Here is a 14,679-nt window from a genome sequence, read left to right as displayed (position 1 = left end):
GACAATATTAAACAGTAGTAAAGAAGCAGTCTACACAGACAAAGAAATCAAAGAAATTTTAAAAGTTTTAGAAAACCTTAAAATAGTTTTCATCAATAATCAAATTAAAAGTAAGAACAATGAAAAACGTAATCATTTATGTAAGAGTATCAACAGATGAACAAGCCAGTAAAGGTTATAGTCTGCGTGATCAAGAACAAAAATTAATAAATTACTGTTCCCATAACAATTATAACATAGTTCATACTTTTCGTGAAGATTTTAGTGCCAAAACCTTCAAAAGGCCGGAATTTAAAAAACTATTAGATTTTTGTAAAAAGAACAAGAAAACTATTGATGAATTAATTTTCATCAAATGGGATAGGTTTTCAAGAAACACCTCTGAATCTTATCAAATGATAAGCATTTTTAACGATTTAAATATTGGTATAAATGCAATTGAGCAACCACTAGATTTATCAGTTCCTGAACAAGGACTTATGCTAGCGGTATATTTGGCAGTTCCTCAAGTTGAAAACCACAGACGATCTCTTAATGTTATCTCTGGAATGAGAAGAGCATTTAAAGAAGGAAGGTATGTTGGGAGCGCACCCAAAGGCTATTCAAATGGTCAAGATGCAAATAAAAAACCTTTATTAATACCCGATGAAAACTCCAAATTTATTCAAGAGGGATTTGAATTAATGGCAACAGGATTATATAATCAAATCGAAGTTTTAAATAAATTGAAAATTAAAGGATTTAACATGAGTAAAAATGCTTTTTCAAGCTTACTGAAAAATCATCTTTATTATGGATCAGTATACATAAAGTCCTATAAAGAAGAAAAAGAAATTATTGTCGATGGATTACATGAACCAATAATTACTAAAGCACTATTTGACGAGGTACAAGATGTGATAAGCGGAAGGAAAAAACAGTTTCATACAAAACATAAAAAACTCAATCCTCTTTTTCCTCTTAAAGGATTTTTAATGTGTCCAAACTGCCAAAAACCACTTACTGCAAGTACCTCACAAGGAAGATCGAAGCATTATAGCTATTATCATTGTATAAGCCCATGTAATGGACGTTATTCAATTGAGGATACAGATGTTTGGTTTTTAGACTTTTTAAAAAGTATATCGTTAAAAAGCCCAATTCAGAAACTTTTTATAGAAATGATAAAAGAAGAGTTAAATCTCCAACTTGGAAAGAATCAACTCGGACCAAAACATTACGAACAAATTAAACAAATGGAAAGCAGGCTCGAAAAACTTCAAGATGCGTTTTTGGAAGGTGACATTTCAAAAGAAGATTATCATAGCGGCAAATTAAGATATCATTCAATACTTGACGAACTTAAACTTAAGGAGGAAGAAAAAAGCAGCAAAGAAGAAATTCTTAAGTTAATAAAAGAAGTAACGAACAAGACAGAAAACATTGATATTCAATATAAAAACTCCGATATAGAGGATAAAAGAAGGATTATTGGTTCGATATTTCAAAATAATTTCCGTTTTGAAAATAAAAAAGTTCGAACCGCAGATATTAACCCGATAATTTTTAAAATGTCTAGTATCAATGGGAGTTCACAGAGTAAAAATAAATGGGACAAATCTAAAAAAATAGATTTGTCCCACAGGGTGACCTCGGCAGAAGTACATTTTTGATATATTTTTATAGCAATTTCGACTTAACTCGACGTTTTTTAAAGCTTTTTTTGGTTTGATTTTTTTTCATTGTGGACATAAATGGACATAAAAGGTTCTAAATGGACACAAAAACGGTCACAATATTTTGATTAAAAATCATCAAAATCTAATATTACATTACTAATAATTTTAAAAAAATTAAGCAAATGAAAATTAGATTTTACTTACGCAAAAGTACCAAAAATTATTCAATTAACTTTGAATTTAGAAGTTCAAATGGAAATATCAGATTGAGAACTTCAACAGGATTTATTGTTCAAAATTCTAAACAATGGGATGTCAAAAAAGAGCGCCTGAAAATACCTTCATCTATTTTGGGTGCATCTGATATAAATTTGAAATTATCCGAATCAATTTATAAGTTCAATAAATCGATTTCTAATTTTGATGACAATTTTTTTTCAGAATTGATGATTCAAAATTTAATGAATGAAGCCTTTGGTAAGAAAACAGAAAAGGAAATACAAATAGGTTCAAAAAAGAATCTTATTGAATATTATGAATGGTTTTTGGAATATTATTCTGTAAATAATAGCCCTTACACTAAAAAAATATTAACGAAAGGTACTTTAAAAACTTATAAGTCCGCCTTAACGCGACTGAAAAACTACATTGATGATAGAAAATTAAAAAGATTTTCATTTGACGATTGCAACAGAGAATTTTATAATGATTATGTTGGTTTCTTAACAAGTAAAAACTACTCATTAAATTATGTTGGCACAATGATTCAAAAGTTAAAAACGATAATTGGTTTTGCTTTTGAAGAGGGAATTCATAGTAACACAGAATTTAGAAAGAATTATTTTTCTAAAATGACAGAACAGATTGATCATGTATATCTAACAGTTGAAGAGTTAAAAAGAATCGAGGAATTAGAACTTAAAGATGTTCTTTTAGATTCTATAAGAGATATTTTTCTTATTGGTTGTTATACTGGTTTAAGGATTTCCGATATTATGAGCTTACTTAAAAAATCGAATCAGGCAATTTTTATTGAAGATGGTATAAAATACTTTCATATCAAACAAATAAAAACATCTAACACAGTAATTATACCTTTAAATAAGATTATTAATAAAATTCTAGAAAAAAGAGGAGGTAAATTACCAGATTATTTACACCAAAACGTGTTGAATGAACATATCAAATCTATTAGCAAAAGAGCCAAAATTACAGAAAACCATATTTTACGAAGAACAGAAGGAGGAAGGGAAATAGAATATAATTTACCAAAATATAAGTTAGTCTCTTCGCATACTGCAAGAAGATCATTTTGTACAAATGCTTATAAGTCTGGAATGCCTATTCAAGATATTATGGCCATAAGTGGGCATAAATCCGAAAGGGTATTTCTAAATTATGTAAAAGTTGAAAAGGCTGAAAATGCTAAAAGAATAGCTAAGTACGTCTTTTTCAATTGATGATTTTCAATAGTTTAGATAACAAACAAAAATGATATTCGCTTTAATTTTTAATTAACCTTTCTTAACAATTAATTTTCCTTTGCATTTTAAGCAAATTCCTGTATCACTAACTTTACTACACGAGAGCATAATTTTTAAAATTTTGTTCATTTTAAGACACTTTCAAAAGTAAAAAAGGCAAACTATACAGCTTGCCTTTCACTTTTAAATTTACTTTATATATTGTTTTTCAAGTAGTTAAATGATGTAAAATTATTCATCACTAACTTTGATACATTACCTCTTTAAAAAAAGGCAAACTATACAGCTTGCCTTTTACTTTTAAATTTACTTTATTTATTGTTTTTCAAATAGTTAAATGATGTAAAATTGTTCATCACTAACTTTGATACATTACCACCATTACCATACTTAATTAACATTGACATCGAAAGAAAGTGTGTCAATAAAAACTGGTGTAACTTTGTCTTTAAATTCATATTTAACAATACTGCGAATTGTATTTACACCTTTTTTAATTAAAACCTCTTTTACATCAATTTGAGTTGGTGGAATACTTTTTAAAATTCGTTTTGTTTTGGCATTTTGAACACCAACATTTTCTATGGTAAAACTTCGTTCCGCATTTGGAATATTAGCAACAATATAACTGTATTTTAATGTATCGCCTATTTTTAAAGAAACATTATTTTGTTTTACTTCGTGGTTTTCGATATTAATCTTATGCTGATAAATTTCCAATTGAGGATTTCCTTTGTAACTATGAACAATATTTCTTTTATCATATTTTATAATGAAAATTGGTTCTCCAAAGTGTGTATTCATCACATAACGTTCAAGTTGACCATTAGGGTAATTCCATTTACTTTCTAAAGTAATATCCTTGTTTTTTCTAAAGTGAATTTCTTCTATTTTACCATTTCCATAAAAGTATTTACAATTACCATATACATCATTATCAACAAATTGACCCTCTGATATTTTCACACCTTTGTCATTGTAGTTTACAAACTTCCCTTGCATAATAGTATCACCATTTCTAATAATATATTCATTTGTCCCAATTAATTGCCCTGCTTGGTTGTATTGTTTTAAAATATATACTTCATTTTTTATATAGAAGAATTTTATACATAAAATAATACCTACAATAGCAGCTATAAAAATAATTATTTGCTTGTTATTCAACTTTTTTAGGTGTGCCATCTGAATTGTAATAAGTTTTATTTAAATAAATTGTGTCCCCTGTTTTTTTATCACGACTTATGTAATATAAGTAAATTACATCGTCAGGTTTTTGTGATGTTGGTTTGGCTTCTTTTTTATTTCCTTCTTTTGTAGCGTTATATATTTCATTAGCCGCACCTGTTCCTGCACCTACAGCATCAACACCATCATTTACTTTATCTAACATGGTCGGGGCTCCTCCATTTGTTCCTTTATCCATAAGTCCTTTTGTATTTGTGACTTTGCCTGGTTCTCTTCCAAGTAATAAATCTATTAGCGCTAACATCCCTCTAAAGTCTATCCATTGAGCGTCTCTGCCTCCTTTTCTTAATTCCTTTGGATTTTGGTTATTTCCACCGTCGGCAAAAGCAAAACCACCATAACTACCACCTTTATTTTTATTGTAATCATAAAGCACTTTTCCGTTATAACTTATTTGCTTTGTGTCACCATTCATTAAAAATCTATTACCATTTACGTCCGTACTTCCATATGTATGACCTAAATTTTTATATCCTAATCGAGAACCTTGACCATCTTTCCAGGTTATATTACCTGTAAATAAGTTCATATACCAATCCGTCGGTTTCATTCCATCAGGGTCAATAAAATACACAGGGTTATCGAAAGCATAATTATAAGGACTACATCTTCTCATTTTTTCAGCCAACGGGTCAATATTCTTCCATCTACCAATTGCTGGGTCATAATTCCTCGCTCCATAATCATACAAATTAAGCCCCAACTCATCCTGCAGTTCTTTACCGTTGTACTTATACTTAAAACTAGAAGTTAAAAATGGTGTTGTTGGTTTAATCCTTGCCTCTACATCGTCACCTTCACGACTCCACATTAATTCAAGAGCATTATAATCCCTATGTCTTAATCCAAATGGATAATAATGGTTTTCTTCTAAAATTTTTGCAGTACTAGTTGTACTATCCCAACTATAACCTAATCTAACATTTCCTAGATGGTCTGTATAATTATAAACATAGTTAAACAAACTCAACCCATATTTTCCAGGTGTTGCTTTAACATAACCTTCGGTAGTTGTAAAGAACTGTAATATTTCATTTTTATATTGAAAACCTGAAAGATAATCTGTTGTCGTTATTGTACTTCCTTCCGTAACTACCTTTTTAAGTTTTTGCCCATTTGCGTTATAAAGATATTCAATTGATCCTAAAGTTCCAAACGAAATAGTTTTTGGCAAATTTAAATGATTGTAACTTATACTTGATATATTTTTATTATTATCAAGAATCATATTTCCATTATCATCATAATCATAGTCATTGCCAATTATATTTCCATCATTAAAACCGCTAGAAACACCCTCTAAATCTTCAACTTTCATTAACCGATTGGGTTTGTCTGCATGGTAAACATATTCTAAATTATCAATTTGAATATTATAAATATAATCGTCATACTCTCCTTTTCTTAGTAGTTTAGTTATGTTTCCGTTTTTATCATAATCTAAACTTTCATTAAAACTGTTGGTTACAACAACAGCTTCTTCAGGCTTTTGATAAATAGCATCACTTAACCTGTTTAGATTATCGTATTTATAACCGTATTTTCTTAGTTTATTATCTCCTGCCGTACGCCAATAAGTTTCAGATATATTACCATTATACAGTTGTGTTCCTGTATAATCTGTTTCATTTTCTACAGTATTGTAATTTATTTTAAATGCAAATAAATCTTGTGGATCTCCTGGAACACTTAAATTACCAGTATCATTTATTCCTTTAAGCCAACCTCTAATATTGTATGTATAATCTACTTTTTGTAAATAAGTTGTTCCGGTTACATCGGTTCCTCCAATACGTTTTGAAATTAATTGACCTAATTCGTCATATTCATTGTTAGCTAAAAGCTGTATTGTACCTCCATTAATTTGGTGAGTATGGGTAAGCAATCTGTCTTGAGTTGTGTAGGTAAAAGCATCTTTTACAGTAACAACTGAAGTTAAAGTTGACCTACTGTGTGTTGTAATTGTATATTGTACTTTTCCAATAAAATCTAATTTTGTATCTACTTGTATAAAACCGCCTAAATGGTTTAATGAAAAGTTGCGTATTGGTCTCGCTTTTGAATCATACAAAGTATAACTAGTTTCTGCATTGTATAAAGAACTCGTTTCTGGAACTCTTACATAAGAACCAGTTAAAAGTCCTTTGGGTTTTATAGTTGTGTTATAATAAACAGGTTCTCCTTCCACCGAAGTAGGTATTGATGTTGGTGCATGTGGAAAATTGTAGTCATCATAATAATTAACCGTTAGTACGTGATAACCCGAGGTTGGTATAGCAAGATTAGAATATCTTAAAGCAACACCGATTATTGTGGTATTTGCTGTTGTTGCTGTTTTAGTTTCACTAAAATTAGCTGTTGCTCCATTGTACTGTACTTGTAAATTTTTTCTAGCGTCACTATTTATGGTGGCTAATGGTGACCATCCAGTATAAACTACTCTGTTGAATACATCGTATTTTGTAATCAACCATCCATTGCCAGAGGCATCTGTAAATGGTGATAATGCAGGTCCAGTTGCTACAACTCGATCTAGTTTGTCATATACTATAAATTCCCATTGCTTGCCAGGTAGTTTCTTTTCAACAAGTCTATTTCTGTTATCGTATTTGTATTGGTAGCATAAGCCATCTAATATAGCCGATGTAATTGTAGTAGTTGTATTAACCAACGGAGGCAAAACAAAAGTCAAATTGCCATACTGATCATAAATATAGTATGTATCATGTTTAACTCCGCTATTGTATGTTCTTTTTAATATTATTTTACCTTCTTTGTCCTTAAACTCTTCTGTTGTATTATTGGTGCCACTAGTCCAATTTTCATCTTTGGTGATTGTTTTGTAAAGTTGGTTTGGCAAATAAAATCCATCTTGAGTCAAAGCTATATTATATAATCCTAGTGATGGTGTTGTTGCATTGGCTTTGCACAGTACAACTTCATTACTACTATTAAATTGGTAATCAAACTTTATTTCATGACCAGAATCTAATGCCCAATCATTGCCAGGTGAAGCCTGTTTTAATACACGGTTAAGAGGTGAATTTTCTATTAATTTTTTACTATATGGATTGTTTGTGCCCTCATATGCAGGTGAATTGTAAAAAGTTAAAACATCACTAAGAGCAGTTGTAGCATATTTTCCTGTGGCTTGTTCTGCTGGAAATGAAAGAAAATCTATAATCTGTTTTCCAAGTTCATCATAACTATATGATGTTACAATATCTTTACCAGAACTACCTGCTCTAATTAAGACTGTTTGTAAAGGTCTTCCTAGACCATCAAAATATTGATTTATGTGTTTCTTTACAGTAGAGTTATCAATTGTTGTAACTCCTACTGAGGGTATAACAGTATAAACATAGTTTTCTGTACTAGTATGTAATGTAGGATTAGTGCCTAATGGACATCCAAAATTTGAATTGAAAGCAACCGTTGGGCATTCATCAAAAGGTCTGTTTCTAATATACCCAACAGGCTGATTACAATTTAAAACGACATTGTTTTCGTCTCCAAAATTATCAGTATCAGCATCTTGATACCATTTAGTTTGAGGATTTAACGTAGCATCATTATCATTACAATCTAAATTATTTGAAACATAATTTCCCATAGGTTTTACCCAATCAACTATTGGCGTTGAACCTGCAAGACCAAAAGTGTCATTATCGTTATCTAAATACCAACTGGTTTGAGGTATACTAACACTAAATGAAACATTCATACCATACAAAGAAGTGCATGTTGAACCACTGTCACAGTTAAAATATATCCAGTTATTTTGTATTGAAGCACTAATTGTTGATACTTGTCCATATGAGTTTTTAAGATATCCAAGATATAAAAATGGAATTTGACAAGGGATATTTACAGGTAAAACACTTCCCATTTTCATACTAGTACTTGAAGTTGAAGGATTAATTACCCATGGAATAGTGTTATTAAAGTTAACACTTAGTGTAGCGTTGTTTATTGTTAAAGTGGCTATATTTTGTGTAGAACCACTACCATATCCGTCAGGAGTCACTAATAAATCATTTCCAATCCATTGCTGTGTATAGTTATGACAATCTTGTGCATTAACTCCATAAAAAATAAAAACTGAAAAAAGGGCTATAATATTTTTCATATACTAGTTTTTAAAATGATATTCATGTGCTTTTAAAATATTTCCATCTTTATCTGTAACTTTAACTAACCTATCAAGTCCGTCATAAAAATAAAACTCAACATAACTATTTGGAAGTGTAAGTGTTTTCAGTCTGAGATGGGAATCATAAGTATATGTAGTTATCATAGCATTGGGAAAACTATTACGTAATGTGTTTAAAGCGTTTCTTAAATCAAGTTCTTTTTGGACATTTCCAGTTTCTCCTAAACTACCATAATATCCAGTTGCTAAATTCATAATATTACTAATGTTACTTCCCAATTCTAAATTGGTTATACCTTCAACTTTAGCAACAATTTTAATATCACTATAACCATATATATATGAAGTGAAAATTCCATCATTCGATTTTACTTCAGTTGGCAATCCTTTCGAATTTAACTTCGTAATGGACATTTTAGATATAGAAATATCAGTATCTCTATACTTATTTACTTCATTAACTACATATGCAGTTGGAATACTGTTTATTGTATTGTAGCTTAACGTTTCTTTAGATATCTGGGATGAGTTTTTAAAATTTGTAGACGATTTAATTAAACCAAAAGGGTTCTGATAACAATTCGTACCTAATGGACAATCAAACTCATAAGCAATGTTATTAGTTATTATCTGACCTTCAGAATTTACTCTGGATGATCCATAGTTTCTTCGAAAGCCTGTATAAACGGGTATTGAAGTATTTTTATATGGAAAGTCTGAAATGTTATAATTTACTTCTGTCATTAACGAATTAGTACCATTTAAATTAAATTCTCTAACAATTTCTTTTACCACATCATAATCGCCATAATAAATTTTGTACAAATTGTGTGGAGGTTGCATAAGCTGAAATCCCTTTACATATTGGGATTCAAGAGTAGCGTTGTCATTTCTGTAAATATATAGTGTACTCCTTGTTAGCAAATGATCTTTATTGTATTCAAATTTAGACAACATTTTTCCACGCATAAAAATCCTGCTATTTCTTTGGGCATATATATTATACATGAAATTTGGATAAACTGTACTCAAAAACGGAGTGTCTGGAAAATTTGTGTTGTCTGTAAAATTATATTCGGTGTAAAAAGTTCCTTCACTAGTAGTTTTTGTTTCGAAAACTTTACTATATATTATGTGGGGACCAGAATAATTAATTAGACGAAAGTTATCTATACTTGAAAAAGTATAGTTACCTGTGCCAGTCCAAACATCTCCTACTAAACTTCCAAAATAAAATGGGCGCATTTCCAAAATTCCGCTACTAATTGAACTAAAATAGTCATTAGTATATTTATAATTAGTAATCTCAACATTTGAAGTATTTTGGTCAGCTTGATTTAAAATACTTTTTATTCGCAATCCTCCTGTATAAAATGATGTTCCTGCTTCTGCTGGATATATTTGATCAAAATCACCCATAGCCATATATTTTGAATAAGTATTCTTTTCAAACTCAAAACAAGAAATGCCTCCAGTAGGATATATTATCTTTCTTAAAACTCCAATTTTACCAAAATATGGATTGGAATTTGTTTCTCGATATGCTAAATAATCCGCTGGGTAAGTTACTGAACCTCCTTCAATTAATCTGTTATAATAACCCCAATGATCAACACCTCTAAACAATAAATTTGGTAAATCTCCTGTGAAATTATAGTCTGAGTCGTTTCCTGCATTATAGGTAAATTTATATTCGTATTCACCATCAGTAATTCCTAATGATTTCCCTTCGAACTTTACTTTTTTTAAAAACAGACGTTCGGACGGTTTGTCTTCAAATTCAAAACTAATAATCTTGTCTAAAACACCATTATTTTTGTAAACTGTTATTGAGTTTAATTTTTTCCATTTCATCAAGTTACACAACTGATTCCAATTACTAAAAGTATATGGATTATTTTGATAAAAGTTGGTGTATAATAGTTCAAAAACACCTAAATTACCAGTGCTTTGTAATTCAGCGAATTTACTTTGAAGAACAGTTTCATTACTATAGTTTAAAGCATTACTATTTGAATATGAAAAGCTTAAAGATTCGTTTGTTGATATTGCCGAACTAAGATAAACCGGAGAGATAAGATTTCCACTGACCTTATCTAGATGTTGCATATCGTTTGTATATGTGAAAATTTGTGAAATTGGCTCTGCTCTAAAGTAATTGAAGCTGTATAAATTGTTGCCAAGCCTATCAATAACACTATCAAGATACCAAGCTGAAGCATGAGTCGTTCTAGGCGAAAGTTGATTATAAAAATTAGCTGTTGTATATTCTACAGAATTGTCTGTTGCTCCAAAAACATACATATTCCCTTGATCATCTTTAATAGTAATTTTGCCAATACTTTTAAAATACAAACTACCTTGACTATAACCATTGATTGGATATCTAAAATCGCTCTCATTGATAGTTACTGATAAATTAGAGTCTGATTGCACCTTCCATGTTCCGTCTTGCCCAAGAAAAAATCTACCAGACATCCCCATAAAATTAAATGTAAAAATATCTGGTTCGTAATCTGTAGTGCCTGTTTGAAGTAAGCCGTCAATTGAATTATTAAAACTCTGTAATCCAGAATTTGTTTCAATATCCGTTCTATTTAAAACACTGTAAGTGTAAAAATGCCCAGCAGCTGGGTTTTCATCGTTCTTTATCTCATCAGCAGTTCCTTTAATTGCCCTAGTGATAACGCCTTTCGAAGATAAAGACCAATTAGAACCAACTGTTCCAGAAGGAGAATTAATTACAAGTCCAGAAGTATCATAATTTAAACCTATATTATAAGATGGTCCATTACTAGTCATTGTATATATTGGAACATTTACCGCTACTGTTCCATAAGCATAGGAAACAGGTTGTTCACCATATCTACCTAAGGAAGCAGCGTCTGGAGATTTAAGATCATCAGGCCTTTTTGCGAATTGTGCATTTACTAAATTACTTAGGAAAAACATATAAGTAATAATTAGGTATGCTATATTATTTTTATTGTACTTCATTTTGTTTTAATTTTTACTAATTCTTTTTATAATTTTCACACCATCACTTTGCTTTTTGGTTTTGATGTTTACAATGTAAATACCCGCTGGATAATCTCCTAAATCAATGGGTATCGTTCTACTATTGACTTCAAAAGTTTGCAAAACTCTACCAGCTAAATCTACTACTGTAGCTGTTCCTTTTTCAAATTCATAACCAACTATTACATTGGTGTATTGTGCAGTAGGATTTGGAAATGCTTCTATGGCTTCTTTCTTTTCTTTCAATTTATTCTCATCTTTAAGCTTAACAACCCAAAAGTCATTGCTTCCTAGATTGTCTTTTTTGTCTCTCGAAGCAGGTTGTTTCTTAAATGGTTTTGAGTTTCCTCCACTACCAGAACTATTATTGTCATCTCCTAATGAGGGTAAATTAATTCCGTTGTTGTTGTCAGCAGCTCCAAGTTTGAATCTTGAATCTTCATTCATCCCAATAGCGTCTTTTCCTTTTTGAATAAGATTGTTTGTAGTATCGCTTATCTCTTTATTTACATCGTTAGAAACTTTGCTAATTTCATTATTTACTTCATTTGTAGCTTTTTGAACATTCTTATTTTGTTCAGTATATTGACTTAAATTGTCCAAGCCACTACCATTATTAACATTCAAAGTAACAGGATACGGATTGGATGTGCCTGCCATCAAATAACTTCCGTCTCTAGTTTCGATAACTTTCTTTAGAACATCTTCGCCATTACTTCCTATAATTCTGCTCCACAATTCTTCTCCTTTTTCATTAATTTTTAGAGCAATATAGTCGTCAATTCCTTCATGAATTTTTTTGGATTTGTCGGTTCTAAAAGCAATGTTTCCTTTGGCATAACTACCAATTAAAAAAGAATGGTCGTCGTTTTCTAATAATGATGTAATTACATCTACTTTGCCAAAATCATAGGTTTCTTGCCAAACTATTTCTCCTTTTTCATCTAATTTCAAAACCCAAATATCAGTTCCTTCTCGGTTACTTTTACTTTTTTCATTACTGCTTGAGGAGTTGGAATTTCCTCCGATAATATATCCTTTGTCATAGGTTTGATGTGCTACATACAAATGGTCATCTTTATTGCCACCGATAGTTTTTTGCCATTCAACAGTGCCATCTTTATCTAATTTTAAAACCCAATAATCACCAATTCCTTTATTTTCATCTTCTTTATTTCCTGAAAAGGGTGAGTTAGAGTAGGCACCAACAATATAGCCACCATCAATAGTTTGTTCAATACTACGTAGTTCATCTACATACTTACCACCGTACGATTTTTGCCATTCAATTTTACCTTTGGCATCCAATTTTACAATCCAACAATCTTCATTACCAAACGATTCTTCAGTTTTATCACCTGATTTGTCTGAACTTGACGTTCCGCCTAAAATGTAACCACCATCTCTAGTTTGCTCAATACTATGCAGTTTTTCTTGACCATAACCGCCAATAGTTTTTTGCCATTCCTCTGAACCTTTTGCATTAAGTTTAATAATCCAAAAATCATTCTGACCAATACAATCCTCTTTTTTATCAAAGGATTTTTTGGAATTTGATGCACCGGCAATTATGAAACCACCATCATTAGTTAAATCAATACTTTGCAAAAAGTCACTTCCTGTGCCACCAAAATTTTTCTGCCAGTCTAAATCGCCTTTTTCGTCCATTTTCCAAATCCAATAGTCTAGATCTCCATTGTTGCCCTCGGTTTTGTTTCCCGATTTTTTTGAGAGTGAACTTCCAGCTAGAATAAATCCGTAATCCGCGGTTGCTTTGGCATCCATTAAGTAATCGGCGTGTTTGCCTCCAAATGATTTTTCCCAGAGAATGTCTTGGGAGTAACTAGTAATAGTTGACAAAATGACAGCTAACACCAGTGGTCTAAGATTAGTTTTTTTCATTTAATAAACGTGTAAAATTGGGTTGTAATTATTTTCATAAAAATATAAAAAATTGATTTCCAAACTAATAAATTTTTGTAGAATTAATACTACAAGTTTAAAATCAATCAATCCTATTTATTTTTTCAAATATAAAGTATGAATCTTAAATTTAGGTAAGCAAAAAGTGTACATTTTGTGAACTTTTTATTTTTTTTTCAAAAATAAATACTTCGATTAAATAAAAAACACGTAGAAATACGTGTTTTTTATTTATTTAAAATGATTAATGGCTTTTAATTGAATATTATTCAAAAATAAAGCCACTTTCAGAGTGACTTTATTTTTGAAAAAGATGCTCATAAAATTAAAAAACATAAGATACAGTTAATTCAAATCTCAATGGTATTGATGAGTTATTTACTGTTATAGTTGTTGGAAAGCCACCTGTAGAATTGTATGGATTAAATACTAATCCTCCCATAAATTCATTTGAAGATGTAGAATCATAATCGCCCAATATTATAGCATGCTGTTGTGTTGGAAATAATAATTCAATTGGTGTGTTTGGAGTAAAATCAAAAAAATTTGTTCCATCACTTACAGCATCGGCTATGTAATCACTGGTAAATAAAACAACAGTTGATGCACTTCCATCACCTATTCCAAGTCTAACAAAGATATCGGGTGCAGAACCAATGTCCCAGTTATTTCCTCCATTAGTATTCGGAAACAACTTTACCCTAATTTTACTAATTACAATTCTTGTGGGTGTAATTTGTGTTGTACAATCTATTCCATTGTATCCAGTTGGACATACAAGTGGCTCTGTAGGTTCTGAATCATCAGATGAGCAACTAAGTAATGAAGTTGAAACTATCAGTAATAAAACTGATTTAAAAATAAATTTTTTCATAAAAGGTTTGAGTTTTTTTCACTCAAACCCTAAGTGAAGTTTATAAATGACAAGCGTGGGTTTGCAACCATATCTGAATTCGAGGTTCTGGACAAACCCTACGCCAAGATAAGTTACACCCACGCCATAGCATGAGCATAGTCTGATTATCTTTTGGCGTAGTTGAAATTGTCCAGATTCCGAATACCATGATAATAGCTAACGCTAAATATTTTCTAAGACAAATATAGAAATCTATTTCATATTGTTTACAAATCTGAAAAAGAATTTAAAAATCTTGAAGTTCGCTTTAATGTTTTTTTCCAGTTTTTCATTATTTTT

General features: G+C 30.5%; 7 protein-coding genes. 2 read left to right on the top strand and 5 right to left on the bottom strand.

All coding sequences use genetic code 11. The features are described from left to right. Positions 1-119: 119 nt before the first annotated feature. Both LG45_RS00690 and LG45_RS15940 read left to right on the top strand, forming a co-directional pair. Positions 120-1,652, top strand: coding sequence for a recombinase family protein (locus tag LG45_RS00690; protein ID WP_035123431.1), 1,533 nt, complete (start codon positions 120-122; stop codon positions 1,650-1,652). Positions 1,653-1,840: 188 nt separating this feature from the next. Further along, positions 1,841-3,118 (top strand): tyrosine-type recombinase/integrase, encoded by a 1,278-nt coding sequence (locus LG45_RS15940; RefSeq protein WP_052087429.1) that lies wholly within the window; start codon positions 1,841-1,843, stop codon positions 3,116-3,118. 414 nt (positions 3,119-3,532) lie between these two features. Here LG45_RS15940 and LG45_RS00680 read toward each other — a convergent pair whose 3' ends face one another. From LG45_RS00680 to LG45_RS00660, 5 genes are all read right to left on the bottom strand, one after another. Then, positions 3,533-4,327 carry a toxin-antitoxin system YwqK family antitoxin gene (locus tag LG45_RS00680; protein ID WP_035123429.1) on the bottom strand — a complete coding sequence of 265 codons (795 nt, stop codon included), beginning with the start codon at positions 4,325-4,327 and terminating at the stop codon, positions 3,533-3,535. Next, complete coding sequence (locus LG45_RS00675) at positions 4,302-8,519, bottom strand: DUF6443 domain-containing protein (protein WP_052087428.1); 4,218 nt, start codon at positions 8,517-8,519, stop codon at positions 4,302-4,304. The genes LG45_RS00680 and LG45_RS00675 overlap by 26 nt, the downstream gene beginning before the upstream one ends. A gap of 3 nt (positions 8,520-8,522) precedes the next feature. Then, entirely contained in the window at positions 8,523-11,540 is a 3,018-nt protein-coding gene (locus tag LG45_RS00670; protein WP_035123428.1) for an RHS repeat domain-containing protein, read from the bottom strand. A gap of 6 nt (positions 11,541-11,546) precedes the next feature. Continuing rightward, the gene (locus tag LG45_RS00665; RefSeq protein WP_052087427.1) at positions 11,547-13,463 is read right to left on the bottom strand and encodes a T9SS type A sorting domain-containing protein; all 1,917 of its coding nucleotides are present in this window, start codon (positions 13,461-13,463) and stop codon (positions 11,547-11,549) included. A gap of 346 nt (positions 13,464-13,809) precedes the next feature. Next, the gene (locus LG45_RS00660) at positions 13,810-14,358 is read right to left on the bottom strand and encodes a hypothetical protein (protein ID WP_035123426.1); all 549 of its coding nucleotides are present in this window, start codon (positions 14,356-14,358) and stop codon (positions 13,810-13,812) included. Positions 14,359-14,679 lie beyond the last annotated feature (321 nt).

Source organism: Flavobacterium aquatile LMG 4008 = ATCC 11947 (assembly GCF_000757385.1).
Lineage (GTDB): Bacteria > Bacteroidota > Bacteroidia > Flavobacteriales > Flavobacteriaceae > Flavobacterium > Flavobacterium aquatile.
The sequence above is the reverse complement of the archived record's forward strand: the minus strand, read 5'-3'. Positions and strand labels throughout refer to the sequence as shown.